At 68.7% G+C, this 26350-nt stretch carries 23 protein-coding genes and 1 tRNA gene; 16 read left to right on the forward strand and 8 right to left on the reverse strand.

What is annotated here, in order from left to right:
* The first annotated feature begins 416 nt into the window (after positions 1-416).
* Positions 417-1472, forward strand: a complete 1056-nt coding sequence (locus tag SPR02S_RS03080) for a UDP-N-acetylmuramate dehydrogenase (protein ID WP_019055466.1) — start codon at positions 417-419, stop codon at positions 1470-1472.
* Positions 1473-1540: 68 nt separating this feature from the next.
* Here SPR02S_RS03080 and SPR02S_RS03085 read toward each other — a convergent pair whose 3' ends face one another.
* A complete protein-coding gene (locus SPR02S_RS03085; protein ID WP_052346904.1) occupies positions 1541-2110 on the reverse strand; it encodes a ScbR family autoregulator-binding transcription factor in 570 nt (189 codons plus the stop codon).
* Positions 2111-2178: 68 nt separating this feature from the next.
* Here SPR02S_RS03085 and SPR02S_RS59835 point away from each other — a divergent pair, with 68 nt between their 5' ends.
* Positions 2179-2328: an acyl carrier protein gene (locus tag SPR02S_RS59835; RefSeq protein ID WP_281169856.1), complete on the forward strand. Its 150-nt coding sequence runs from the start codon at positions 2179-2181 to the stop codon at positions 2326-2328.
* Between the two features lie 72 nt (positions 2329-2400).
* Positions 2401-2865, forward strand: coding sequence for a nuclear transport factor 2 family protein (locus tag SPR02S_RS55050; RefSeq protein WP_019055469.1), 465 nt, complete (start codon positions 2401-2403; stop codon positions 2863-2865).
* 95 nt (positions 2866-2960) lie between these two features.
* Here SPR02S_RS55050 and SPR02S_RS03100 read toward each other — a convergent pair whose 3' ends face one another.
* Positions 2961-4367 carry an MFS transporter gene (locus tag SPR02S_RS03100; RefSeq protein ID WP_019055470.1) on the reverse strand — a complete coding sequence of 469 codons (1407 nt, stop codon included), beginning with the start codon at positions 4365-4367 and terminating at the stop codon, positions 2961-2963.
* Positions 4368-4556: 189 nt separating this feature from the next.
* Between SPR02S_RS03100 and SPR02S_RS03105 the strand changes: the two genes are divergently transcribed.
* Positions 4557-5450 carry a helix-turn-helix transcriptional regulator gene (locus SPR02S_RS03105; RefSeq protein ID WP_019055471.1) on the forward strand — a complete coding sequence of 298 codons (894 nt, stop codon included), beginning with the start codon at positions 4557-4559 and terminating at the stop codon, positions 5448-5450.
* A 16-nt stretch (positions 5451-5466) separates the two neighbouring features.
* On the opposite strand, the gene SPR02S_RS03110 is transcribed toward SPR02S_RS03105, so the two are convergent.
* Positions 5467-6099, reverse strand: coding sequence for an NAD(P)-dependent oxidoreductase (locus SPR02S_RS03110; RefSeq protein WP_019055472.1), 633 nt, complete (start codon positions 6097-6099; stop codon positions 5467-5469).
* A 123-nt stretch (positions 6100-6222) separates the two neighbouring features.
* On the opposite strand from SPR02S_RS03110, the gene SPR02S_RS55055 reads away from it, so the two are divergent.
* Both SPR02S_RS55055 and SPR02S_RS03120 read left to right on the forward strand, forming a co-directional pair.
* Positions 6223-6861 (forward strand): TetR/AcrR family transcriptional regulator, encoded by a 639-nt coding sequence (locus SPR02S_RS55055; RefSeq protein WP_019055473.1) that lies wholly within the window; start codon positions 6223-6225, stop codon positions 6859-6861.
* A 30-nt stretch (positions 6862-6891) separates the two neighbouring features.
* Positions 6892-7557 carry a hypothetical protein gene (locus SPR02S_RS03120; protein WP_019055474.1) on the forward strand — a complete coding sequence of 222 codons (666 nt, stop codon included), beginning with the start codon at positions 6892-6894 and terminating at the stop codon, positions 7555-7557.
* On the opposite strand, the gene SPR02S_RS03125 is transcribed toward SPR02S_RS03120, so the two are convergent.
* Both SPR02S_RS03125 and SPR02S_RS03130 read right to left on the reverse strand, forming a co-directional pair.
* On the reverse strand, positions 7538-8578 hold the full coding sequence (locus tag SPR02S_RS03125) for an adenosine deaminase (RefSeq protein WP_019055475.1): 1041 nt from the start codon (positions 8576-8578) through the stop codon (positions 7538-7540). The two genes, SPR02S_RS03120 and SPR02S_RS03125, sit on opposite strands and share 20 nt — an antisense overlap.
* Positions 8579-8708: 130 nt before the next feature.
* Entirely contained in the window at positions 8709-9935 is a 1227-nt protein-coding gene (locus SPR02S_RS03130) for a pyridoxal phosphate-dependent aminotransferase (protein WP_019055476.1), read from the reverse strand.
* Between the two features lie 260 nt (positions 9936-10195).
* On the opposite strand from SPR02S_RS03130, the gene SPR02S_RS03135 reads away from it, so the two are divergent.
* The 10 genes from SPR02S_RS03135 to SPR02S_RS03180 all read left to right on the forward strand — a co-directional run bounded on the left by SPR02S_RS03135 (position 10196) and on the right by SPR02S_RS03180 (position 23624).
* Positions 10196-10268 (forward strand) — tRNA-Trp (locus SPR02S_RS03135).
* A 113-nt stretch (positions 10269-10381) separates the two neighbouring features.
* Positions 10382-10669, forward strand: a complete 288-nt coding sequence (gene secE, locus SPR02S_RS03140) for a preprotein translocase subunit SecE (RefSeq protein WP_019055477.1) — start codon at positions 10382-10384, stop codon at positions 10667-10669.
* Positions 10670-10746: 77 nt separating this feature from the next.
* Positions 10747-11604, forward strand: coding sequence for a transcription termination/antitermination protein NusG (gene nusG / locus SPR02S_RS03145; RefSeq protein ID WP_019055478.1), 858 nt, complete (start codon positions 10747-10749; stop codon positions 11602-11604).
* Positions 11605-11840: 236 nt separating this feature from the next.
* On the forward strand, positions 11841-12275 hold the full coding sequence (rplK, locus tag SPR02S_RS03150; RefSeq protein WP_006383482.1) for a 50S ribosomal protein L11: 435 nt from the start codon (positions 11841-11843) through the stop codon (positions 12273-12275).
* Positions 12276-12352: 77 nt separating this feature from the next.
* Entirely contained in the window at positions 12353-13078 is a 726-nt protein-coding gene (gene rplA, locus SPR02S_RS03155) for a 50S ribosomal protein L1 (RefSeq protein ID WP_019055479.1), read from the forward strand.
* Between the two features lie 158 nt (positions 13079-13236).
* Complete coding sequence (locus SPR02S_RS03160; RefSeq protein WP_019055480.1) at positions 13237-14178, forward strand: SCO4651 family lipoprotein; 942 nt, start codon at positions 13237-13239, stop codon at positions 14176-14178.
* Positions 14179-14539: 361 nt separating this feature from the next.
* Entirely contained in the window at positions 14540-15070 is a 531-nt protein-coding gene (gene rplJ / locus SPR02S_RS03165) for a 50S ribosomal protein L10 (protein WP_019055481.1), read from the forward strand.
* 122 nt (positions 15071-15192) lie between these two features.
* Positions 15193-15573, forward strand: a complete 381-nt coding sequence (rplL, locus tag SPR02S_RS03170) for a 50S ribosomal protein L7/L12 (protein ID WP_086021584.1) — start codon at positions 15193-15195, stop codon at positions 15571-15573.
* A 571-nt stretch (positions 15574-16144) separates the two neighbouring features.
* Positions 16145-19630, forward strand: a complete 3486-nt coding sequence (gene rpoB, locus SPR02S_RS03175; protein WP_026150159.1) for a DNA-directed RNA polymerase subunit beta — start codon at positions 16145-16147, stop codon at positions 19628-19630.
* Positions 19631-19724: 94 nt separating this feature from the next.
* Positions 19725-23624: a DNA-directed RNA polymerase subunit beta' gene (locus SPR02S_RS03180; RefSeq protein ID WP_019055484.1), complete on the forward strand. Its 3900-nt coding sequence runs from the start codon at positions 19725-19727 to the stop codon at positions 23622-23624.
* A 68-nt stretch (positions 23625-23692) separates the two neighbouring features.
* On the opposite strand, the gene SPR02S_RS03185 is transcribed toward SPR02S_RS03180, so the two are convergent.
* The 3 genes from SPR02S_RS03185 to SPR02S_RS03195 are packed head-to-tail and all read right to left on the reverse strand — an operon-like array spanning position 23693 to position 26339.
* Positions 23693-24742 (reverse strand): M48 family metalloprotease, encoded by a 1050-nt coding sequence (locus SPR02S_RS03185; protein WP_019055485.1) that lies wholly within the window; start codon positions 24740-24742, stop codon positions 23693-23695.
* Between the two features lie 44 nt (positions 24743-24786).
* Positions 24787-25296 (reverse strand): Pycsar system effector family protein, encoded by a 510-nt coding sequence (locus tag SPR02S_RS03190; RefSeq protein WP_019055486.1) that lies wholly within the window; start codon positions 25294-25296, stop codon positions 24787-24789.
* Positions 25293-26339, reverse strand: a complete 1047-nt coding sequence (locus tag SPR02S_RS03195; protein ID WP_019055487.1) for a hypothetical protein — start codon at positions 26337-26339, stop codon at positions 25293-25295. Before SPR02S_RS03195 ends, SPR02S_RS03190 begins: the two co-directional genes overlap by 4 nt.
* Positions 26340-26350: the final 11 nt, after the last annotated feature.

Genomic DNA, 26350 nt, shown 5'->3' on the forward strand with positions numbered 1-26350 from the left:
GTCGTCGTTGGTGAGGCTCTACGCGTGCGGGCGTGCGGGCGTGCGGGCGTGCGGGCGTGCGGGCGTGCGGGCGTGCGGGCGTGCGGGCGTGCGGCTTCGGTGGCGTGGTCGGACGGATGCGTGTGCTCGGCTTTGTCGCGGGCGTCAAGGCCGTGGTGGTCAAGGAGTTGGCTGTGCGGGGGTGAGCGATCCGGACGAATGCCGGGGGCTCGCGCCGGATACGGCGAACGGTGCCGGAGGCGTTGGTCGCGCCGGTGCCGGTGCCGGTGCCGGCGCCGGTGCCAGTGCCAGTGCCAGTGCCGGAGGTGTGACCCGTGCCGGGTGGGATGCTGGTGCTGGACACGCCTCGCGCCGAAACCGCGGGCCACACCCCGCCGCCCCCGGCGTTGTCAGTCCCGTCTCGTACGCTTGGCCCCGTGCAGGAACTCCACGACGCTCCCCTCGCCCCCCTCACCACCTTCCGGCTGGGCGGTCCCGCGACCCGGTTGATCACCGCGAGCACCGACGCCGAGGTGATCGACGCCGTGCGCGCGGCCGACGATGCCGGGACGCCGTTGCTGGTCATCGGAGGCGGGTCGAACCTCGTCATCGGGGACAAGGGCTTCGAGGGCACCGCCCTGCGCATCGTCACACAGGGTTTCGAACTGGACGGCACGCGGCTGGAGTTGGCGGCCGGTGAGGTGTGGAGCGACGCCGTCGCCCGCACCGTGGAGGCCGGGCTCGCCGGGGTCGAGTGCCTCGCCGGGATCCCCGGGTCGGCCGGTGCGACCCCGATCCAGAACGTGGGGGCGTACGGCCAGGAGGTCTCCGCCACCATCACCGAGGTCGTCGCCTACGACCGCACCACCCGCGAGACGGTCACCCTCACCAACGAGGAGTGCGCCTTCTCCTACCGGCACAGCCGCTTCAAGGCCGACCCCGAGCGCTATGTAGTGCTGCGGGTCCGCTTCGAACTGGAAGACGCGGACGGCCTGTCGGCGCCGGTGAAGTACGCCGAGACGGCCCGTGTCCTCGGAGTCGAGCCCGGCGACCGGGTACCGCTCGCGAAGGCCCGCGAGACCGTCCTCGCGTTGCGCGCCGGCAAGGGCATGGTCCTGGACCCCGAGGACCACGACACCTGGTCGGCCGGTTCCTTCTTCACCAACCCGATCCTCACCGACGAGCAGTTCTCTGCGTTCCACGCGCGCGTGAAGGAGCGCCTCGGGGACAGCGTGGAGCCGCCCGCGTACCCGGCGGGGGAGGGGCACACCAAGACCTCCGCCGCCTGGCTGATCGACAAGGCCGGCTTCACCAAGGGGTACGGCAGCGGACCCGCCCGTATCTCCACCAAGCACACCCTCGCCCTCACCAACCGCGGCGCGGCGACCACCGAGGACCTGCTCACCCTCGCGCGCGAGGTCGTCGCCGGTGTGCACGGCACCTTCGGGATCACCCTGGTCAACGAACCGGTGACGGTCGGCGTCAGCCTCTAGGGACGTCCCGGACGCGAGTGCTGGTGCCTCCGTGACACCGTCTCTCGCCCGGCTCGCCAGTACGCCCCTCAGGGCAGGATGACGTCGATGATCTCCCGTACCCGTTCCGCGAGGTCCTTGCGGTCGTGCAGGACCCAGGAGATGTGCTGGCCACCGAAGAAGGCGGCGACCACGACCCGGGCCATCGCCTGGGGGTCGGAGGAGGCCGGGAGCTGGCCGTCGGACTGGGCCTGTGCCAGCAGGTCGGCGATGAGGTGCGTGTACTCGGTGAACGGCGTCGGCATGGCCGCCTCGACCAGGTGCCGCTCGATCTGCAGGCGTGCGCCCGCCTGGATCATCCGGTTGTCCCGGAACGCGGTCGCGGTCCGGATCAGCAGCTCGGCGACGGCGTCGAGCGGCGCGATCGGCTCGGTCCTGACCGTCTCGGCGATGGCCGGAAGCAGCGCGTAGAACTCCTCGGCGACCGCGACCGCCAGGGCCTCCTTGTTGGCGAAATGGAAGTAGACCGCTCCCTTGGTCACGCCGGCCAGTTCGGCGACGTCCAGGATCGTGACGGCGGGGAAGCCCGTGCCGGCGAAGGCCTCGGCGGCGGCGTTGAGGATCTGGTCCCGGGTGCGCGCGGCTCGTTCCTGCTTCAGCTCGCGGGGGCGGGAGGCAGCCCCGGCCGTGGGCCGGAGACCGGTGTTCTGGGTGCTCCTTCTCCGACCTGGAACTCGACTCGCTCGTGATGGTCGAGCTCTCGGTGATCCTGCAGCGGCAGTACGGCGTGCTCGTCCCCGAGGAGGAACTCGCCGACGCCCGGGACGTGAACGACATCGTGTCCCTGATGGAGGACCGGCGCACCGCGGCCGCCTAGCCGACCGACCCCGTCCCCGGGTGCGGCCGCCGACCGAGTCGGCGGCCGCACCCGTACGAGAAGGAGGAGCTCATGAACTCCCCGCAGACCACCTCACCGGCGACCGTCCCGACGACGGCCGACCGACTCGACCTGATCACCGTCTGCTCGCGGCTCGGGCACCACGTCGACTTCCGCGAATGGGACCGGCTGCCCGCCCTGTTCGCCCCGTCCGTACTCGTGCGCCACACCGGTTCCGACACCCCGGGCGAGCCCGTGCCGACACCCCGCGACGCCGTCGTGGCGCAGTGGCGCGAGGCCCGCGAGAGGGTGCTGGCCACCCATCACCTCGTGACCAACCACCTGGTGTCCGTGACCGGCGACACCGCCACGGCCACCGCCATGTTCCAGTCCACCCATGTCGTCCCCGGCGAGAGCGGCCCGCGTCGGCTGGCCCGAGGCGGCCGCTACGTCTACGGGTTCGCCCGCACCGCCACCGGCTGGCAGATCACCGCGATCACCATCGAGGTCCTCTGGGACGACCGCACCCTGGCATGACCGAACCCCGCCCGGCCGCGATGGCGCGGCTGGGCGGGGCCGGAGGACCGCCGGGCGGACGGACGGGGGAACGGACGCCCGCCCGACGGCCGGCCTCAGCCGGCGGTGGCCCGTCGGCCCGGCAGCAGGAACACGGCCGCCAGCGCGGACGCCGTGAGCAGCACCGCGGCCACGGCCAGGCTCACCCGCATCCCGTCGGTGAAGGACGCGCCGCTGCCGATCAGGGCCCCGAAGACGGCCACGGAGAGCGCGCCGCCGACCTGCCGGGCGGTGTTGAGCACACCCGCCGCCGTACCGGCACGGTCCGCCGGGACGCCGTCGAGCATCGTCGCGGTGAGCGGCGGCACCGCGAGCGCACCGGCGATGCCCAGCGGGATCACGGTGAGCGCCAGCAGCGCGGTGGGCGTGGCCCGGTCGACCGTCAGCAGCCCGAGCAGACCCAGCGCCGTACCGATCTGCCCGGCCACCAACGGCACCTTCGGTCCGAACCGGCGTGCGGCCCAGGCCGCCACGAACAGGTTGACCACCGCCACCAGTGCCGTCATGGGCACGAACATCAGCCCCGCGCTCAGCGCCGACTGCCCGCGGACCTGCTGGAAGAAGAGGCTCAGCACGAACACGATCCCGTAGAACACCGCGTTGATGGCGAAGCCCACCGCCACGCACACCGACACCGTGCGCGACCTGAACAGCGACAGCGGCACCATCGGCTGCTTCTGACGGGCCTCGACGACCAGGAAGACGACCGCCGCGGCCACCGCGACCAGCAGCGTCAGCAGCACGGCGGGCGAACCGAACCCGTGCGCCCCGCCGTCGATCACGCCGTACGTCAGGGCGCCCAGCGCGACCACACCGGCCAGCTGACCGGGCAGGTCCACCGGAGCGGGCCGACCGGCCGAGCGCGGCACCCGGGCCAGCAGCACCAGCGCGAGCACGCCCACCGGCAGATTGATGAAGAAGACCCCGCGCCAGCTCCACGCGCTGGTCAGCGCACCGCCCAGCACCGGCCCCAGCGCGCCCGCGATGGCACCTCCGGCGGTCCACACGGCGATGGCCCTGGCACGTGCGCCCGCCTCCGGGAACGCCTGCCGGACCAGTGCCAGCGAGGCCGGCATCATGACCGCGGCGGCGGCACCCTGCACCAGTCGCGCCACGACCAGCAGAGACAGCGACGGCGCAAGACCGCAGGCGGCCGACGCCAGTGTGAAGACCACCATCCCGCCGCCGAAGGCACGGCTCGCCCCGATCCGGTCGGACAGCGCCCCCGCGGACACCATCAGGGCGGCGAACATCAGCGTGTAGCCGTCCACCACCCACTGCAGTCCGGTCATGCCCCCGCTGAGGCTGTGACCGATGGCGGGCAGCGACACGTTGACGACGAGCGCGTCGAGCGCGATGACGAAGAAGCCCAGCAACGAGGCCACCAGGACCGTCGCCGGGCTGGCACCCCTGGGGCTGGCGGGCGCCGCCTGGCGGCGGGCCGGTGTGGTGACAGTGGACATCGGAGTCTCCCTGAGTCGGAAGGGGGCGGGTCGGACGGACCGGAAGGAGTGGCCCGACCGGACGTCCTCCACGCTGCCCGGGACGCCGGAAACCAGGAAGACCGCGCTCGTCCGGGACCCGACGAGGGGGGATCCGGCAGGTCCCCCTTCGACCTTCCACACGGCGCGGGGCCTTGCGAGACTGGGGGCATGAGCGATCAGGCGAACCAGTCGAGCCAGGCCAACGCGCTGGGGACGTTCCTGCGCGCCCGCCGCGCGGCCCTGCGTCCCGAACAGCTGGGACTGCCCGTCGGCACCAGCACCAGGCGGGCCCCGGGGCTGCGCCGTGAGGAACTGGCCGCGCTCGCCGGAGTGAGCGTCGACTACTACATCCGGCTGGAGCGCGGCAAGGACACCCGGCCGGGCCCCGCGGTCGTCAACGCCCTCGCCACCGTGCTGCGCCTGTCCGAGGAGGAGGTGGACCACCTGCACGGTCTCGTCGCCCAGAGCGCGACCGGTGCCACGCCGGCTGCCGCCCGCCCTGGTGTCTCCCGCTCCGTGCGCCCCGGTGTGAAACAGCTGATGGAGGGGCTGCGGCCGTTCCCCGCCTACGTCGTCAGCCGGACGAACGACCTGCTGGCCGCCAACCCCGCGGGGCTGCGGCTGCTGGCCGGCATGGAGAGCTGGCCCGCCCGGCGCCGCAACATCGTCCGGCACATGTTCCTGCACCCGGGCGCCCGCCGGCTGTACGTCGACTGGGAGCAGCTCGCCCCGGGCACGGTCGCCCACCTGCGCGCCATGTCGGCCGCGGATCCCGACTCCCCCGAACTGACCGAGCTGGTGGACGAGTTGATGGTCAAGAGCGAGGACTTCGCCCGTCTCTGGGAGCGGTACGAGGTCCGCTCGCGTGACGCGGGCAAGAAGCGCTTCCACCACCCGTCGGTCGGCTCCCTCACCCTCGGGTTTGAGGTGATGCACCTTTCCCATGCCGAGGGCCAGCGGCTCATCGCCTTCCACGCGGTGCCGGGCAGCGCCGATCACGACGCCGTGGTTCTGCTCGACATGGCGATGACCCCCGCCGAGTCGGCCTCCGTCGACACCTGACCGTCGGCAGGCCCGCTCAGTAGGCCACGCCCACCCCCTGTTTCACCGTCCGGGGATCGTCGGTCATCGCCAGCATCGCGTGGGCGACATCGGCCCGCGCGATGAACCGGCCCTTGTCCGGGAAGCCGCCCACGACCGTCCTGTACGTGCCCGTCACCGGCTTGTTCTGCAGGCGTGGCGGGCGGACGCTCGTCCAGTCGGTGGCGCCGGCGGCGAGGGCCGCCTCCATCTCGCGTAGGTCGTCGTAGACGTCCTTCAGGAGGGCCGAGATCAGCCCGCGCGCGGTGCGGTCGAGGAGCCCGGCGCCCTCCGGGTCCGGGCCGATCGGACCGGCGCTCACCACCAGCACCCGGCGCACCCCCTCCGCCTCCATGGCCGCCAGGACCGTCCGTGTGAGCCGGGTCGCGACCCCCGCGTCCTTGCGGCTGCGCGCCCCGAGCCCGGACAGGACCGCGTCCCGGCCCGCGACCGCCGGGCGCACCGCCTCCGGGTCGGTGAGGTCCGCGCGGAACACCTCGAGGCCCGCGCCCCGCACGGTCAGCCGCGCCGGGTCCCGTACGACCGCCGTGACCTCGTGGCCCGAGGCCAGCGCCTGGCGGACGATCTCCTGACCGATGCCTCCAGTGGCACCGAAAACGGTGAGCTTCATGGCGCACTCCTGTCGCTGAACGAGGTGGGTGAGCATTCACTCACCCCTGCCTCCCTCTAGAGTGGGTAAGCGCTCACCCACCCGTCAAGCCCGAACGGACCGGACATGGAATCCTTGGGCCCCATGCAGCAGAAACAGGCCGCGGAGCCCGCCGCGCAGAAACCCGCCAGGGTCCGCATCCTCGACGCCGCCCACGAGTTGATGCTCACCATCGGCCTGGCCAAGGCGACCACCAAGGAGATCGCGAAGGCAGCGGGCTGCTCCGAAGCCGCGCTCTACAAGTACTTCGCCGGCAAGGAGGAGCTGTTCATCCACGTCCTCATGGAACGGCTGCCCCAGCTGACCCCACTGCTGCGCAGCCTCGCCGCCGAACCCGGACGGCACTCCCTGGAGGACAACCTCACCGAGATCGCCCGCCAGGCGGCCCTCTTCTACGAGCAGAGCTTCCCGATCGCGGCCTCCTTGTACGCCGAGACCCAGCTCAAGCGCCGCCACGACGAGGCGCTGCGACAGCTCGGCTCGGGCCCCCACAAGCCGATCGAGGCCCTGGACGCCTATCTCCGCGCCGAACAGACCGCAGGCCGCGTCCGCCCCGACGCGGACACCTTCGCGGCCGCGTCCCTCCTCCTGGGCGCCTGCGCACAGCGCGCGTTCGCCTACGAGGCGGCGGAGAACGGCGTACGCCCGCCCGTCGACGAGTTCGCGTCCCGCCTGGCCCGGACGCTGCTGGGCGGAATCTCCGTTGCCGAGGACCCCTCCTGACCGGGACCCTTGACCTATGAGGCACCCCACATGGAGCTGAGACTCCGCCAGTTCAGACCCCGGATCGGCCCGCACGAACACCGTGTCGTCCAGCCCGGGCAACCCCTGCGCCACACCTCACTGCGCGACCCGGCGCCGTACGGGACGCTCCTGGGGGACCACGACGGGCTGAGCCGGCTGGCCGGGCTGTTCTCCTTCGCCGCGTACTCCCGGCACACCATCGTGCATGTCCCGCTGCGCGAGAGCGTGCCGCCCGACGAGGGGTGCGGGGAGCTGGTCGATCTGGTGGTGGCCCACCAGGAGGCGGGGCTACGGCCCTCCAAGTGGCCCGAGCTGCGGCGGTCGCTCGGGCGCGGTACACCGCTCACCGTGCGCACGGACGAGGCCCGTACCGAGCGCCACGCGCGCGCGTGGGAGGAGCGGCCGTACGCCCGCGGTCAGTTGCGGCACACCACGCACGCGCGTACGTACTTCCTCATCGGCGACCGTGACGTCCTCGCCACCGCCGCCACCCACTTCGCCTACGCGGCCGGCTGGGGGCCGCGGGAGAAACGGGTCGTCAAAGGGCACCCGGCGTATGTGACCTCCCTGAGCAGCGAACTGCTTCCCTACCCGCACGGCTCGCGCCGCCCCGAGGTCGCGATCTGCTTCAAGCCGTATGCGCCCTACGCGCACTTCAAGCGACCGGGGCACTGAGCCAGTCGTCGATGCCCGACAGCAGCTTGGTCTTCATGTCCTCTGGGGCCGCCGATCCGCGGACCGACTGCCGGGCCAGTTCGGCCAGTTCGCGGTCCGAGAAGCCGTGGTACCGGCGGGCGATCTCGTACTGGGCAGCCAGCCGGGAGCCGAACAGGAGCGGGTCGTCGGCGCCGAGCGCCAGCGGGACGCCCGCCTCGAAGAGGGTCCGCAGAGGCACGTCCTCGTGCTTCTCGTAGACGCCCAGCGCCACGTTCGACGCGGGGCACACCTCGCAGGTGATGCCCCGGTCGGCGAGCCGCTTCAGCAGCCGCGGGTCCTCCGCGGCGCGCACCCCGTGGCCGATCCGGGTCGCGTACAGGTCGTCCAGGCAGTCCCGCACCGAGGACGGGCCCGCCAGCTCGCCGCCGTGCGGTGCCGACAGCAGGCCGCCCTCCTGGGCGATCGCGAAGGCCCGGTCGAAGTCCCGTGCCATGCCCCGGCGTTCGTCGTTCGAGAGGCCGAAGCCGACCACGCCCTGGTCCGCGTACCGCACGGCCAGCCGGGCCAGCGTGCGCGCGTCCAGCGGGTGCTTCATCCGGTTCGCGGCCACCAGCACCCGCATCCCGAGCCCGGTCTCACGGGAGGTGGTCTCCACCGCGTCAAGGATGACCTCAAGGGCCGGGATCAGCCCGCCCAGGCGCGGTGCGTACGACGTCGGGTCCACCTGGATCTCCAGCCAGCCCGAGCCGTCCCTGACGTCCTCCTCGGCGGCCTCGCGGACCAGCCGCTGAATGTCCTCGGGCTCCCGCAGGCACGACCGCGCCGCGTCGTACAGCCGCTGGAAACGGAACCAGCCCCGCTCATCGGTCGCCCGCAGCTTCGGCGGCTCCCCACTGGTCAGCGCCTCGGTCAGGGCGTCGGGCAACCGCACCCCGTACTTGTCGGCGAGCTCCAGCACGGTGGTGGGCCGCATGGACCCGGTGAAGTGCAGGTGCAGATGGGCTTTCGGCAGTTCAGAGACATCACGTACGTGCTCCATCCGGGAATCCTGCCGTACGTTCCTGTCGTCCCGGTACCGCTTTCCCCGATCGTGGTCTTGCTCGCACAAAGCAGCGGGCCGCCTCCCCGGAGGGAAACGGCCCGCACACGCGCGTGGAGCACGAAAAACGTCAGCCCTTGGCCTCCGCCAGCAGCTTCTGGATACGGCTGACGCCCTCGACGAGGTCCTCGTCACCCAGGGCGTACGACAGCCGCAGGTAACCGGGGGTCCCGAAGGCCTCGCCCGGGACGACCGCGACCTCGGCCTCCTCCAGGATCAGCGCGGCCAGCTCGACCGAGTCCTGCGGGCGCTTGCCGCGGATCTCCTTGCCGAGCAGCTCCTTGACCGACGGGTAGACGTAGAACGCGCCCTCGGGCTCCGGGCAGAGCACGCCGTCGATCTCGTTGAGCATCCGCACGATCGTCTTGCGGCGCCGGTCGAAGGCCTCGCCCATCTTCGCGACGGCGTCCAGGTTGCCGGAGACGGCGGCCAGCGCGGCGACCTGGGCCACGTTCGAGACGTTCGAGGTGGCGTGCGACTGGAGGTTGGTCGCGGCCTTGACGACGTCCTTCGGGCCGATGATCCAGCCCACCCGCCAGCCGGTCATGGCGTACGTCTTGGCGACGCCGTTGACCACGATGCACTTGTCGCGCAGCTCGGGGAGGATCGCGGGCAGCGAGGTGAACTTCGCGTCGCCGTAGACGAGGTGCTCGTAGATCTCGTCCGTCATGACCCACAGGCCGTGCTCGACGGCCCAGCGGCCGATCGCCTCGGCCTCGGCCTCGCTGTAGACGGCGCCGGTCGGGTTGGACGGCGAGACGAAGAGGACGACCTTGGTGTTCTCGGTGCGGGCCGCCTCCAACTGCTCGACGGAGACGCGGTACCCGGTCGTCTCGTCGGCGACGACGTCCACCGGGACACCGCCCGCGAGCCGGATCGACTCCGGGTACGTCGTCCAGTACGGCGCCGGGACGATGACCTCGTCGCCCGGGTCGAGGATCGCGGCGAAGGCCTCGTAGATGGCCTGCTTGCCGCCGTTGGTGACCAGGATCTGCGAGGCGTCCACCTCGTAGCCCGAGTCGCGCAGCGTCTTCGCGGCGATCGCGGCCTTCAGCTCCGGCAGACCGCCGGCCGGGGTGTAGCGGTGGTACTTGGGGTTCGAGCAGGCCTCGATGGCGGCCTGGACGACATAGTCCGGAGTCGGGAAGTCCGGTTCACCGGCGCCGAAGCCGATCACCGGACGTCCGGCGGCCTTGAGGGCCTTGGCCTTGGCGTCCACGGCGAGGGTGGCGGACTCGGAGATCGCGCCGACTCGGGCGGAGACCCGGCGCTCGGTGGGAGGGGTTGAGGCGCTCATGGGGCCCATCGTTTCAGACCGGAAACGCGCCCGGCACACCGGTTTCACAGACTGAACAGGATCGGGCAAGCGTGGAACAACCGTCCGGATTCCCGCCCCGGCCTGGGCGATCTTCCTCCGGCAATCCCCGTACAGGCACTTTCTGTTCGACGACCGGCCCCGGAACACGTACACTCCTAGCTCGTTGGCCTTCAGCAGCCGCGCCCTATCTGGTGCACACCGAGCACCCGGGCGGATGCGGTACGTTGGGGACGTCACAAAGGGTCGTAGCTCAATTGGTAGAGCACCGGTCTCCAAAACCGGCGGTTGGGGGTTCAAGTCCCTCCGGCCCTGCTACACACACCTTCACCAGGATGTGTGCGCAGCGCATGTACGTATAGCAATGTATCGCCGTGCGGCTCAGACCGGGCGCGGCACGGCCACGACCCGGGAACAGGTGAGGATGAATGGCGGACGCCGTGGGCTCCATCGACATGCCTGATGCCCAGGACGAGGTGTCGGAGTCCAAGAAGAAGGCTCGCAAGGGCGGCAAGCGCGCCAAGAAGGGCCCGCTGAAGCGCCTCGGCATCTTCTACCGCCAGATCGTCGCGGAGCTCCGCAAGGTCGTCTGGCCGACGCGCAACCAGCTGACGACGTACACGACGGTGGTCATCGTCTTCGTCGTCATCATGATCGGTCTTGTGACCGTGATTGACTATGGACTCAATCACGCCGCGAAGTACGTCTTCGGCTGAGGCCGGAAGCGAAGGGCGCCCTGACCGGCGCCCCTTTCGCGTGTTCCACCCCCATGTATCCAGGAAGAAGCAGCCACGTGTCTGACCCGAACCTGAACGAGGCCGTCGAGCCGGACGAGTCCGTGGAAGACGAACTCGACATCGTCGAGGGCGCGGACGAGGACCTTGACGAGGTCGAGGCTGCAGACGCCGACGCGGGCGAGCCCGCCGAGGAAGCCGCCGTACACGTCGAGGACGAGGACGCGGAAGCGACCGAGGACCTCGACGACGAGGCCACGGCCGAGGACGACGAGGAAGAGGCCGAGCCGGCCGAACCCGTCGACCCCGTCGTCGCCCTGCGCGAGGAACTGCGTCTCCTGCCCGGCGAGTGGTACGTCATCCACACGTACGCCGGTTACGAGAACCGCGTGAAGACCAACCTGGAGCAGCGCGCCGTCTCGCTGAACGTCGAGGACTACATCTTCGCGGCCGAGGTGCCGCAAGAAGAGGTCGTCCAGATCAAGAACGGCGACCGCAAGACCATCAAGCAGAACAAGCTCCCGGGCTACGTCCTGGTCCGCATGGACCTGACGAACGAGTCCTGGGGCGTCGTCCGCAACACCCCCGGCGTCACCGGCTTCGTGGGCAACGCCTACGACCCGTACCCGCTGACCCTGGACGAGATCGTCAAGATGCTCGCCCCGGAGGCCGAGGAGAAGGCCGCGCGTGAGGCCGCCGAGGCCGAGGGCAAGCCGATGCCGCAGCGCAAGGTCGAGGTCCAGGTGCTGGACTTCGAGGTGGGCGACTCGGTCACCGTCACGGACGGGCCGTTCGCGACGCTGCAGGCGACCATCAACGAGATCAACGCCGACTCGAAGAAGGTCAAGGGTCTCGTCGAGATCTTCGGCCGTGAGACGCCCGTTGAGCTTTCGTTCGATCAGATTCAGAAGAACTAGTCGGCGATTCGTCGGCTGCGGGTGCGTTGGGGCTGGTCGCTCCCACGCGACGGAAGTCGCATATCGGCACAGCCCCGCGCCCCTAGGTGGGTCAGGTCAGGTAGGCCTTCAAGCGGGCCTCCTGACCTGCTTCGTTTTTGACCGCGCATCTATACCCGCTATCGTTGTGCGGTATGCCTGCGTTCGGGTGGTCCCTTGACGCAGGCAGGACCCGAATCGAAAGGACCCGGAGAGCAATGCCTCCCAAGAAGAAGAAGGTCACGGGGCTCATCAAGCTCCAGATCAACGCCGGTGCGGCGAACCCGGCCCCGCCGGTCGGCCCCGCGCTCGGTCAGCACGGCGTCAACATCATGGAGTTCTGCAAGGCCTACAACGCGGCGACCGAGTCGCAGCGTGGCTGGGTGATCCCGGTGGAGATCACGGTCTACGAAGACCGCTCCTTCACCTTCATCACCAAGACGCCGCCGGCCGCGAAGATGATCCTCAAGGCCGCGGGTGTCGAGAAGGGCTCGGGCGAGCCGCACAAGACCAAGGTCGCCAAGATCACCCAGGCACAGGTCCGTGAGATCGCCACGACCAAGCTTCCCGACCTGAACGCCAACGACCTTGACGCCGCGTCGAAGATCATCGCCGGCACCGCCCGTTCCATGGGCATCACGGTCGAGGGCTGACCTTCACCCCGTAGAAGTACCGTGGCGGGGCCTGCTCGGCCCGTACCACGACTCCTCAGACACACACAGGAGCAGTAGTGAGCAAGCGCAGCAAGTCTCTCCGCGCTGCGGACGCCAAGATCGACCGGGAGAAGCTCTACGCCCCGCTCGAGGCCGTCCGTCTCGCCAAGGAGACCTCCACCTCCAAGTTCGACGGCACCGTCGAGGTCGCCTTCCGTCTGGGTGTCGACCCGCGCAAGGCCGACCAGATGGTCCGTGGCACCGTGAACCTCCCGCACGGCACCGGCAAGACCGCCCGGGTCCTGGTCTTCGCGACCGGTGACCGTGCCGAGGCCGCGACCGCCGCCGGCGCCGACATCGTCGGTTCCGACGAACTCATCGACGAGGTGGCGAAGGGCCGGCTGGACTTCGACGCCGTCGTCGCCACCCCGGACCTCATGGGCAAGGTCGGCCGCCTGGGCCGCGTGCTCGGTCCCCGTGGTCTCATGCCGAACCCCAAGACCGGCACCGTGACGCCGGACGTGGTCAAGGCCGTCAACGAGATCAAGGGCGGCAAGATCGAGTTCCGCGTCGACAAGCACTCGAACCTGCACTTCATCATCGGCAAGTCGTCCTTCGACGACACCCAGCTGGTGGAGAACTACGGCGCGGCCCTGGACGAGATCCTCCGTCTGAAGCCGTCCGCCGCCAAGGGTCGCTACATCAAGAAGGCCGCGATCAGCACCACGATCGGCCCCGGCATTCCGCTCGACCCGAACCGCACCCGCAACCTCCTCGTCGAGGAGGACCCGGCCTCCGTCTGAGCCTCGCGCTCACTCCGGTAGCCGCGTCGCGTACGCGTCAGCACTTGGGCGAGCCCCGCAACCTTCGGGTTGCGGGGCTCGCCCCTTTTCGTACGGGGTGTCAGTGGGCTGCGCTAGCGTTCCTGGCAGGCACAGCAATGGCATAGGGGTGGGGACGGATGAAGAGCACGACCGTGCGCCGGGTGGGCCTCTCGATCGCGGTGGCGACCGCGCTGGCCTCGGTGGCCGCCTGTGACTCCATGGGGTCCTCCGAGGGGTCCGGCAAGGACGACAAGGCCGCGGGCAAGAGCGCGACCCTGGTGAGCTCCATAGCGGCCCTGCGCAGCGCCGAGCAGTCCACCGACAGGGCGGACTCCGCCAAGGTCGAGTCCTCCACCGTCCTGGGCTCGGTGATGTCCATGGACGCCAAGGGCAACCTCGCCTGGGACGACGGCATCACCGGCACCCTCACCATGACGTACACCGGCGGCACGGTGGCCCGGACGATGCGCGCGGCCGGCAACACATCGATGGAGGCCCGCTATCTGCCGGACGCCTACTACGCGAAGATGGGCGAGAAGTTCGCCGCGCAGGCGGGCGGCAGGCACTGGCTCAAGTACGACTACGACGACCTGGCCAAGCTCGGCGGCAGCTCCGGTGCGTACCTCAGGGACCAGATGCAGAACTCCACGCCGAACCAGTCGGTGAAGCTCCTGCTCGCCTCCGGGGACGTCGAGAAGGTCGGTACGGAGTCGGTGCGCGGCCGGCGGACCACGCACTACTCGGGCACGGTGAACGTCGCCGACCTCGCCACCAAGAACTCCAACCTCACCGCGAGCCAGCTCGCCGGCCTGAAGAAGCAGCTCACTGCGGCCGGCGTCGCCACGGAGCAGGTCGACATCTGGGTCGACGCCCAGAATCTGCTGGTCAAGAAGGTGGAGAAGGGCGCTATGTCGTCCGGCCGGTACAGCCAGACCGCCTACTACAGCGACTACGGCGTGAAGGTCGACGCGACCGTGCCCCCGGCGGACGACACCGAGGACTTCACGGCACTGCTGAAGAAGCAGGGCCTGACACCGGGCAGCGGCGACACGGCGACGGGGTCCGGCACGGGCTCCTGAGCCGGGCTCAACTCCGGTGCGGGGGACGGGGATTGGGAGGGGCACCTGTCGCTCTGCTGCTCACCGGTGGAGCCGTTGAGACGGTGGCGCCGCTGAGCCGTACGGGCGGATTTGCTTGGGAGTATGGGGGTCCCGTACTCTTCGGGAGAAGCCAAAGACCGCTGGTCGTTGCCGCGCCTGTCACAGGGTGTGGTGACCGAAGGATCCGCTGAACAGTGGACGACCCGCGCAGGTGAACTGGATGTGTTCCCGGGAACGTTGTTTCCGGTCGAGCTACGCCCCGTGCGCCTGCGCCGGGGTGTTTTTTCTGTCCCAGCCCCTTCTGAGCGGTCCTCATCACCCGGAAGGAGGCCGACGCTCTATGGCAAGGCCCGACAAGGCTGCCGCGGTAGCCGAGCTCGCGGACCAGTTCCGCGACTCGAACGCCGCCGTGCTGACCGAGTACCGGGGTCTCACCGTGGCGCAGCTCAAGACGCTGCGTCGTTCGCTCGGTGAGAACGCCCAGTACGCCGTGGTGAAGAACACGCTGACCAAGATTGCGGCCAACGAGGCCGGGATCTCTACGCTCGACGACCTGTTCAACGGTCCGACGGCGGTCGCCTTCATCACCGGTGACCCGGTGGAGTCGGCGAAGGGTCTTCGTGACTTCGCCAAGGACAACCCGAACCTCGTCATCAAGGGCGGTGTCCTTGACGGCAAGGCGCTGTCCGCCGACGAGATCAAGAAGCTCGCGGACCTCGAGTCCCGCGAGGTTCTGCTCTCCAAGCTGGCGGGTGCCTTCAAGGGCAAGCAGACTCAGGCTGCGCAGCTCTTCCAGGCGCTTCCGTCGAAGCTCGTCCGCACGGTGGACGCCCTTCGCGCCAAGCAAGAAGAGCAGGGCGGTGCCGAGTAATTCGGCTCGCAGCATGACCGCCGCCTGAGGCTCCGCGCCCAGGGCAACGGTCGTAGCGGGCCGAACGTACGCCCGCCAGACATGTACACACCGGCACCAGCCGAAATTAGTGGAAGGAAGCCATCGTGGCTCTCACCCAGGACGAACTGCTCGCCGAGTTCGAGACCATGACCCTCATCCAGCTTTCCGAGTTCGTGAAGGCGTTCGAGGAGAAGTTCGACGTCACCGCCGCCGCCGCGGTTGCCGCCGCCCCCGCGGGCCCGGCCGCTGCTGTCGAGGCCGAGGCCGAGCAGGACGAGTTCGACGTCATCCTCACGGGTGCCGGCGAGAAGAAGATCCAGGTCATCAAGGTCGTGCGTGAGCTGACCTCGCTGGGCCTGAAGGAGGCCAAGGACCTCGTGGACGGCGCCCCGAAGCCCGTCGTCGAGAAGGTCGCCAAGGACGTCGCCGAGAAGGCCGCCGAGTCCCTCAAGGCCGCCGGCGCCTCGGTCGAGGTCAAGTAACTCCGTCCAGGTCGTGAACGAGGTCCCAAGGACCTTGTAACGCCTGAGCACTGAAGAGCGATCATCCATCTGGGTGGTCGCTCTTCGGCGTTCCTGGGTCGGGTGAGCGGCAGCCTTGCGATCAGGGGTTCGCGGAGTATGGTGATCTTCTTCGTGCCTCCGAGCATCCCTGGTGGTATGTGGTGTGGGCCATGGAGGCCTTGACGAACCGCACGCAGCGCGCAATTCTCAGGACGCGTCGTCACAACGATCCGAATCCGAGGCATGGATCGGCGGCGAAGAGGGCAGTATCAACGCGTTGAGGACGTGAGCTTGCCGAGGGTGTTGAGCACGACGAGGGTCTCAAAAAAGCGGGGCTGGACATCAGTGCGCCAAGTGGCTACACTGACCCTTTGCGCTGCCTGTTAGCTGCTCCCTGCCCGTCACCAGGGGCATGCCCTCACTTGAGCATCGATGACCGGACCAACTCTGACCTGGCCTTTCCGGGCCGTCTCAGGAAGTCCATGTCTCTTTGCCCCTGAGAGGGGCCGGTACGCGCGTAGTGAGTCCGAGCCCTCGGAAGGACCCCCTCTTGGCCGCCTCGCGCACTGCCTCGACCGCGAATATGAACAACGGCGCCAGCACCGCCCCGCTGCGCATCTCCTTTGCAAAGATCAAGGAGCCCCTCGAGGTTCCCAACCTGCTCGCGTTGCAGACCGAGAGCTTCGACTGGCTGCTCGGCAACTCCGCCTGGCAGAGTCGGGTCGAGGCGGCTCTGGAGTCGGGTCAGGACGTCCCCACGAAGTCCGGTCTGGAGGAGATCTTCGAGGAGATCTCTCCGATCGAGGACTTCTCCGGGTCGATGTCGCTGACCTTCCGCGACCACCGTTTCGAACCTCCCAAGAACAGCATCGACGAGTGCAAGGAGCGCGACTTCACGTACGCCGCCCCGCTCTTCGTAACCGCTGAGTTCACCAACAACGAGACCGGCGAGATCAAGTCCCAGACGGTCTTCATGGGCGACTTCCCGCTCATGACCAACAAGGGCACCTTCGTCATCAACGGCACCGAGCGTGTCGTCGTGTCGCAGCTGGTCCGCTCGCCGGGCGTCTACTTCGACTCCTCGATCGACAAGACGTCCGACAAGGACATCTTCTCCACCAAGGTGATCCCGTCCCGGGGTGCCTGGCTGGAGATGGAGATCGACAAGCGCGACATGGTCGGTGTCCGCATCGACCGCAAGCGCAAGCAGTCCGTCACCGTCCTGCTCAAGGCTCTCGGTTGGACGACCGAGCAGATCCTGGAGGAGTTCGGCGAGTACGAGTCCATGCGCGCCACCCTGGAGAAGGACCACACCCAGGGCCAGGACGACGCGCTCCTCGACATCTACCGCAAGCTGCGTCCGGGCGAGCCCCCGACCCGCGAGGCCGCGCAGACGCTTCTTGAGAACCTCTACTTCAACCCGAAGCGCTACGACCTCGCCAAGGTCGGCCGCTACAAGGTGAACAAGAAGCTGGGCAGCGAGGCCCCGCTGGACGCCGGTGTGCTGACCGTCGAGGACATCATCTCGTCGATCAAGTACCTGGTGAAGCTGCACGCCGGTGAGACCGAGACGGTTGGTGACAACGGCACGACGATCGTCGTCGAGACCGACGACATCGACCACTTCGGCAACCGTCGTCTGCGCAACGTCGGCGAGCTCATCCAGAACCAGGTCCGTACGGGCCTGGCGCGTATGGAGCGAGTCGTCCGCGAGCGGATGACGACCCAGGACGTCGAGGCGATCACGCCGCAGACCCTGATCAACATCCGGCCGGTCGTCGCCTCCATCAAGGAGTTCTTCGGCACCAGCCAGCTGTCGCAGTTCATGGACCAGAACAACCCGCTGTCGGGTCTCACCCACAAGCGCCGTCTGTCGGCTCTTGGCCCGGGTGGTCTCTCCCGTGAGCGGGCCGGCTTCGAGGTCCGTGACGTGCACCCCTCGCACTACGGCCGCATGTGCCCGATCGAGACCCCTGAAGGCCCGAACATCGGCCTGATCGGCTCGCTCGCCTCCTACGGCCGGGTCAACGCGTTCGGTTTCGTCGAGACGCCGTACCGCCGGGTCACCGACGGTGTCGTCACCGACGAGGTCGACTACCTGACCGCCGACGAAGAGGACCGATTCGTCATCGCGCAGGCCAACGCGCCGCTCGGGGACGACTTCCGGTTCGAGGAGTCCCGCGTCCTGGTCCGCCGTCGTGGCGGAGAGGTCGACTACGTCCCCGGTGACGACGTCGACTACATGGACGTCTCCCCGCGCCAGATGGTGTCCGTCGCGACCGCGATGATCCCCTTCCTGGAGCACGACGACGCCAACCGTGCCCTCATGGGCGCGAACATGATGCGTCAGGCCGTGCCGCTGATTAAGTCCGAGGCGCCGCTGGTCGGCACCGGCATGGAGTACCGCTGTGCGGTCGACGCCGGTGACGTCCTGAAGTCGGAGAAGGACGGTGTGGTCCAGGAGGTCTCCGCGGACTACATCACCACCGCCAACGACGACGGCACGTACACGACGTACCGCCTCGCGAAGTTCTCCCGCTCCAACCAGGGCACGTCCGTCAACCAGAAGGTTGTCGTGGACGAGGGTTCCCGGATCGTCGCCAACCAGGTGTTGGCGGACGGCCCGGCGACCGAGAACGGCGAGATGGCGCTCGGCAAGAACCTGCTCGTGGCGTTCATGCCGTGGGAGGGTCACAACTACGAGGACGCGATCATCCTGTCGCAGCGCCTCGTACAGGACGACGTCCTCTCCTCGATCCACATCGAGGAGCACGAGGTCGACGCCCGTGACACCAAGCTCGGCCCCGAGGAGATCACCCGGGACATCCCGAACGTCTCCGAGGAGGTCCTCGCCGACCTCGACGAGCGCGGCATCATCCGTATCGGTGCCGAGGTCGTCGCCGGTGACATCCTCGTCGGCAAGGTCACGCCCAAGGGTGAGACCGAGCTGACCCCCGAGGAGCGCCTGCTCCGCGCGATCTTCGGTGAGAAGGCGCGCGAGGTGCGCGACACCTCGCTGAAGGTGCCGCACGGCGAGATCGGCAAGGTCATCGGCGTCCGCGTCTTCGACCGCGAGGAGGGCGACGAACTGCCGCCCGGCGTCAACCAGTTGGTCCGGGTGTATGTTGCGCAGAAGCGCAAGATCACCGACGGCGACAAGCTGGCCGGCCGGCACGGCAACAAGGGTGTTATTTCGAAGATCCTGCCCATCGAGGACATGCCGTTCCTCGAGGACGGGACTCCGGTCGACATCATCCTGAACCCGCTGGGTGTCCCGTCCCGAATGAACCCGGGACAGGTCCTGGAGATCCACCTCGGCTGGCTCGCCAGTCGCGGCTGGGACGTCTCCGGCTTCAGCGAGGACTGGGCGAAGCGCCTCCAGGTCATCGGCGCCGACCAGGTCGCTCCGGGTACCAACGTCGCGACCCCGGTCTTCGACGGTGCCCGCGAGGACGAGATCTCCGGTCTCTTCGAGGCCACGATCCCGAACCGCGACGGCGACCGCCTGGTCCAGGCCTCCGGAAAGGCCAACCTGTTCGACGGCCGCTCCGGCGAGCCGTTCCCGGAGCCGGTCTCGATCGGCTACATGTACATCCTGAAGCTGCACCACCTGGTCGACGACAAGCTGCACGCCCGTTCGACCGGTCCGTACTCGATGATCACCCAGCAGCCGCTGGGTGGTAAGGCGCAGTTCGGTGGTCAGCGCTTCGGCGAGATGGAGGTGTGGGCGCTTGAGGCTTATGGCGCCGCTTACGCCCTCCAGGAGCTGCTGACGATCAAGTCCGACGACGTGACCGGCCGCGTGAAGGTCTACGAGGCCATCGTCAAGGGCGAGAACATCCCCGAGCCCGGCATCCCCGAGTCCTTCAAGGTGCTCATCAAGGAGATGCAGTCGCTCTGCCTGAACGTGGAGGTGCTGTCCAGTGACGGTATGTCCATCGAGATGCGCGACACCGACGAGGATGTCTTCCGCGCGGCGGAAGAGCTCGGCATCGACCTGTCCCGGCGTGAGCCGAGCAGCGTCGAAGAGGTCTGACGGGAGTCCGGAGACCTGCGCCACGCAGGTCTCCGGCCCCAGGACCCCCGTATCAGACCCCAAGACTTACAACCCTGAGAGGGATTGACGCATAGTGCTCGACGTCAACTTCTTCGATGAGCTCCGGATCGGTCTGGCCACCGCTGACGACATCCGTCAGTGGAGCCACGGCGAGGTCAAGAAGCCTGAGACCATCAACTACCGCACGCTCAAGCCCGAAAAGGACGGACTCTTCTGCGAGAAGATCTTCGGTCCGACCCGGGACTGGGAGTGCTACTGCGGCAAGTACAAGCGCGTTCGCTTCAAGGGCATCATCTGTGAGCGCTGCGGCGTCGAGGTGACCCGCGCCAAGGTGCGCCGTGAGCGGATGGGCCACATCGAACTGGCCGCTCCTGTCACCCACATCTGGTACTTCAAGGGTGTTCCGTCGCGTCTGGGATACCTGCTCGACCTCGCCCCGAAGGACCTCGAGAAGGTCATCTACTTCGCGGCGTACATGATCACGTTCGTCGACGAAGAGCGCCGTACGCGTGACCTGCCCTCGCTGGAGGCGCATGTCTCCGTGGAGCGTCAGCAGGTCGAGAACCGGCGTGACTCCGACCTCGAGGCCCGCGCCAAGAAGCTCGAGACCGACCTGGCCGAGCTTGAGGCCGAGGGTGCCAAGGCCGACGTGCGCCGCAAGGTGCGCGAAGGTGCCGAGCGCGAGATGAAGCAGCTGCGCGACCGTGCGCAGCGCGAGATCGACCGCCTGGACGAGGTGTGGACCCGGTTCAAGAACCTCAAGGTCCAGGACCTCGAAGGTGACGAGCTCCTCTACCGCGAGCTGCGTGACCGCTTCGGCACGTACTTCGACGGTTCGATGGGTGCCGCGGCGCTGCAGAAGCGCCTGGAGTCCTTCGACCTGGACGAAGAGGCCGAGCGGCTTCGCGAGATCATCCGTACCGGCAAGGGCCAGAAGAAGACCCGTGCGCTGAAGCGGCTGAAGGTCGTGTCTGCGTTCCTGCAGACCTCCAACAGCCCCAAGGGCATGGTCCTCGACTGCGTCCCGGTCATCCCGCCGGACCTTCGCCCGATGGTGCAGCTGGACGGTGGCCGCTTCGCGACCTCCGACCTGAACGACCTGTACCGCCGTGTGATCAACCGCAACAACCGCCTGAAGCGACTCCTCGACCTCGGCGCCCCCGAGATCATCGTGAACAACGAGAAGCGCATGCTTCAGGAGGCCGTCGACGCGCTCTTCGACAACGGCCGTCGTGGCCGCCCGGTGACGGGCCCCGGCAACCGTCCGCTGAAGTCGCTGTCCGACATGCTCAAGGGCAAGCAGGGTCGCTTCCGTCAGAACCTGCTCGGCAAGCGTGTGGACTACTCCGCGCGTTCCGTGATCGTCGTCGGCCCGCAGCTGAAGCTGCACCAGTGCGGTCTGCCGAAGGCCATGGCGCTGGAGCTCTTCAAGCCGTTCGTGATGAAGCGCCTGGTGGACCTGAACCACGCGCAGAACATCAAGAGCGCCAAGCGGATGGTCGAGCGCGGCCGCACGGTCGTCTACGACGTCCTCGAAGAGGTCATCGCCGAGCACCCGGTTCTGCTGAACCGTGCGCCCACGCTGCACCGCCTCGGCATCCAGGCCTTCGAGCCGCAGCTGGTCGAGGGCAAGGCCATCCAGATCCACCCGCTCGTCTGCACCGCGTTCAACGCGGACTTCGACGGTGACCAGATGGCCGTACACCTGCCGCTCTCCGCGGAGGCGCAGGCCGAGGCCCGCATCCTGATGCTGTCCTCGAACAACATCCTGAAGCCGGCCGACGGTCGTCCCGTCACCATGCCGACCCAGGACATGGTGCTGGGTCTGTTCTTCCTCACCACCGACGGTGAACTCCGCGACGTCAAGGGCGAGGGCCGCGCGTTCGGCTCCACGGCCGAGGCGACGATGGCGTTCGACGGCGGCGAGCTGGCGCTCCAGTCGGCCGTGGACATCCGCTTCCCGGTGGGCACCATCCCGCCGCGTGGCTGGGTGCCGCCGGTCCGCGAGGAGGGCGAGCCCGAGTGGCAGCAGGGTGACACCTTCCGCCTGCGTACGACCCTGGGCCGCGCGCTCTTCAACGAGCTGCTGCCCGAGGACTACCCGTTCGTCGACTACTCGGTGGGCAAGAAGCAGCTCTCCGAGATCGTCAACGACCTGGCCGAGCGCTACCCCAAGGTCATCGTGGCGGCGACGCTCGACAACCTGAAGGCGGCCGGCTTCTTCTGGGCGACCCGTTCCGGCGTCACCGTGGCCGTCTCCGACATCGTCGTTCCCGAGGCGAAGATCGAGATCGTCAAGGGCTACGAGGCGCAGGACGAGAAGGTCCAGAAGCAGTACGAGCGCGGTCTGATCACCAAGGAAGAGCGCACGCAGGAGCTCATCGCGATCTGGACCAAGGCGACCAACGAGGTCGCCGAGGCGATGAACGCGAACTTCCCGAAGACCAACCCCATCTTCATGATGGTCGACTCGGGTGCCCGAGGAAACATGATGCAGATGCGTCAGATCGCGGGTATGCGTGGTCTGGTGTCGAACGCCAAGAACGAGACGATCCCGCGTCCGATCAAGGCCTCCTTCCGTGAGGGCCTGTCGGTGCTGGAGTACTTCATCTCGACTCACGGTGCTCGTAAGGGTCTGGCGGACACGGCTCTGCGTACCGCCGACTCGGGTTACCTCACCCGTCGTCTGGTCGACGTCTCCCAGGACGTCATCATCCGCGAGGAGGACTGCGGCACCGACCGCGGCCTCAAGCTGCACATCGCGGAGCGCGGCGCGGACGGTGTCCTGCGCAAGGCCGACAACGTCGAGACCAGCGTGTACGCCCGTGCGCTGGCCGAGGACATCACCGTCGACGGCAAGGTGCTGGCCCCGGCCAACACCGACCTCGGCGACGTCCTCATCGACGAGCTGGTCAAGCACGGCATCGAGACGGTCAAGACCCGCTCGGTCCTGACCTGCGAGTCCGCCGTCGGCACCTGCGCCATGTGCTACGGCCGCTCGCTGGCCACCGGCAAGCTGGTCGACATCGGTGAGGCGGTCGGCATCATCGCCGCCCAGTCCATCGGTGAGCCCGGTACCCAGCTGACGATGCGTACCTTCCACACCGGTGGTGTGGCCGGTGACGACATCACCCAGGGTCTGCCCCGTGTCGTCGAGCTCTTCGAGGCTCGTACGCCGAAGGGTGTCGCCCCGATCTCCGAGGCCCAGGGCCGCGTGCGGATCGAGGAGACCGAGAAGACCAAGAAGCTCGTCGTCACCCCGGACGACGGCAGCGACGAGACGGCGTTCCCGATCTCGAAGCGTGCCCGTCTCCTGGTCAGCGAGGGCGAGCACGTCGAGGTGGGCCAGAAGCTCACCGTGGGTGCCACCAACCCGCACGACGTGCTGCGCATCCTGGGTCAGCGTGCCGTCCAGGTCCACCTGGTCGGCGAGGTCCAGAAGGTCTACAACTCGCAGGGTGTGTCGATCCACGACAAGCACATCGAGATCATCATCCGGCAGATGCTCCGCCGCGTGACGATCATCGAGTCCGGCGACGCCGAGCTGCTGCCCGGCGAGCTGGTCGAGCGCTCGCGCTTCGAGCAGGAGAACCGTCGTGTGGTCCAGGAGGGCGGTCACCCGGCCTCCGGTCGTCCGCAGCTCATGGGTATCACCAAGGCCTCGCTGGCCACGGAGTCCTGGCTGTCGGCGGCGTCCTTCCAGGAGACGACCAGGGTCCTGACGGACGCGGCGATCAACGCCAAGTCCGACTCCCTGATCGGCCTCAAGGAGAACGTCATCATCGGTAAGCTCATCCCGGCCGGTACGGGCCTGTCCCGCTACCGCAACATCCGGGTCGAGCCGACCGAGGAAGCCAAGGCCGCGATGTACTCGGCCGTCGGCTACGACGACATCGACTACTCGCCGTTCGGCACGGGCTCCGGCCAGGCCGTCCCGCTGGAGGACTACGACTACGGTCCGTACAACCAGTAGGCGAGCAGCCTGAGTTGAACTGAAGGGCGGTCACCCCGTTTCGTACGGGGTGACCGCCCTTCGGCGTGTCAGCGCTTGCGTTCCAGATACGCCTGGAGGTGATGCATGCGCGTGTGGACGTCCGGGTGCGAGTCCAGTAATCGTAGGATCGCTCCTTCCTCGGTGATCGGGACACCTGCTGCCGCGGCGGCGGCCCGCGTGGTCTCCTCCCTGTCGTGCTCCTTGCGCAGGACGGCCAGGAGCTGGGCCGCGAAGCCGAGATGCGCGGCGTGCTCGTCGGCCCGCAGTTCCGACCGGCGGGAGACCGCAGCCACCAGGTACGGCGTGGCCAGCGGCAGGAGGATCAAGCCGTAGGTGGCGGTCGCCAGCGCGATCACGACCGCCACTGTTACGACGACCACCAGGGTCGTGGCGCCTGCCGAGAGGTGTTCGACGCGGGAGGCCAGCCTGAGCAGCAGGCGCCAGGCCTGCCGCGCGGGGAGCGCGTACCAGAAGGCGAGCAGAGAGGTCCAGGCATGGCCCCGGGTGTGATGGGCGAGCTCGTGGGCGAGTACGCCGCCGAGTTGGGCCGGGGTGAGGGCCCTCATCGAGTGGCTGGTGACACTGACTATGTGGCCGGCCGCTGCCAGGGCGTTGATCTCGTCGCTGTTCTCTATCCACAGCTGATACGCGGTCGCGTCGACGCCGGCACGGCCTGCCACCTCCTGCCAGACGGGCTTAAGCTTTTTGGCCTCCTCCGGGGAGGGGTAGCGCAGCCGAAGCAGTAGACGGGCCAGGAGGCGCTCGCTGGGCCGATGGAAGACCAGGATGCCGCTAAGCACCCAGCAGCCGAACGGCAGCCACCAGGGCAGGCCGCTCAGGACGTCGACGAGGTAGGACAGCACGAAGACCACGCCCAGGCTGCCCACCAGATGGGGGAGGTGCAGTGCGAGATGGCCGAGGGCGGTGGCGTCCACGCCCCGTTGCCGGGCGGCGATGTGGACGCGGCCGCGCCGGAGCGGTAAGTCCTCGTCCGGGCCCGGTGGGGAGGAGCCGGAGTCCTCCGGCCGCCACGGTTCCTCGGGTTCCTTGGATTTCCGCTGTTTCTCCGGTTCCCCGGCTTCGTACGGCAGAGACATGGCGTTCCTTCCGGGTGGGGACGAGGTGCGACGGGTGGAGCGGTTCAGGCCACGAGCAGTGATCCGGGGAGCAGTAGTGCCGCGCCGCCGAAGGCGATCAGGCCGGTGCGGATCCAGAAGTGCTTGCGGACGGTGATGCGGCTGGTCTCGGCGAGGGCGGCGCACAACGCCTGGGCGGGGGCGCGTTCCGTGTCCGCGAGGGCCGTGGCGAGTCGGTCGGTGCTGACGGCGCGCCGTATGTCACCGAAGTACGTGAGCGGCAGGCCGGGAGCCCAGCGGCTCCGGCGGTAGCGCGGCAACACGGCGAGCAGTAGGGCGAACAGCGAGGTGACCAGCAGCGCCGCTCCGGCCCACCACAGGAGGGCGGCCGGAGCCGGAAGCAGGGTGGGGCTCCAGCGGCGGTCGATCAGCACCGCGCTCAGCACACCCGTCGTGATGCCGAGCATGGCCACCAGGATCGAGGCTTTGGCGTCGGCGCGGGCGATCTCGCTGCGGAGGTCGGCGAGCAGTTGCGGGCCGGGGGCCGGCCACCGGCCGACCGGTTCCGTGCTCATGTGCCGGACTCCGGGCTATCTTTGCGCGGCAACTCGCCGTAGGACGGCGGAGGTTCGGCTGCCGGGGGAGTCTCCTTCGCGTGCAGGATGGCCGCCATGCGTTCGGCGATGAGCTGGTGGGGCTCTGCGAGTTGGTAGTCCTCCAGCCGTTTGCCGTCCAGCGCCTGGTCGATCAAGTGCAGTTGGTTCTTGACCAGTTCCGCCTCTTCGGTGCGGAGGTGTTCCATGACCACCTGGGTGTCCTCGGGGTGTGCGGCCAGGTGCAGGGCGAGGGCGGCCGTTCGGCTCCTGGCCAGTTGAGCGTCGTAGAACTCGATCTTCTCGGCCAGCCGTGCCGTCTCGAACCGGGCGCGGAGCGTGGCGGCCCGGTGTTCCGGCTCGGCGGCTTCCCAGTCGTGTCGGGCGGTCCGCAGGCGGGCCTGGTGCGAGCGTTCGGTGGCGTCGCGCCGTAGCCGTACGAAACAGGTGACCTCCAGACCCGCGGTCGCGCCGACGGGTGAGGCAGCCTCCACCGCGCTGCGTACGGCCTCCTCGGCGGCGGGGCTGTCCTCGATGGGGTGGCTCCGGCTCGCCGCGCGGAAGACGGGCAGGAGGCGGCGGCTGACGAGGCCGGGCACATCGCGCTCCTGGCTCGCGACGAACAGGTCCGGCCGTATGACGCGCCAGGTGATGTCGGCGGTGGCCTCGAACTCGGAGGCGTCGTCCCGACTGGGCAGGGGCACGTTCAGCCGGAAGGTGTGGGTGTCCGTGTTCACCTCGTACAGGGCCACGCAGCCTCGTACGGAGGTGGGCCGCTCGGGAGGCAGGAACGCCCGGTACGACCCCTTCCGGGTGACGAGGACCAGCGCGTGATCGACACGTCCCGTGAAGCGTCGGTTGCCGAGGCGGAAGCGGGGGAGCTGCCAGACGGTCCGGACGGGGTCCGCGTCGTCGTGACCCGGCATGGAGGGCTCGGGCCGCTGAAGGAACCAGTCGAGCCGTTCGTCCTGCGCGGCGTCCTCAGGCCGCTCGGCGTGCGCGGGCTGTGGGTCGGGGTGTTCCATGGTCGACCTCC

The sequence above is a fragment of the Streptomyces prunicolor NBRC 13075 genome, assembly GCF_000367365.1.
In the GTDB taxonomy this organism is placed as follows: Bacteria; Actinomycetota; Actinomycetes; order Streptomycetales; family Streptomycetaceae; genus Streptomyces; species Streptomyces prunicolor.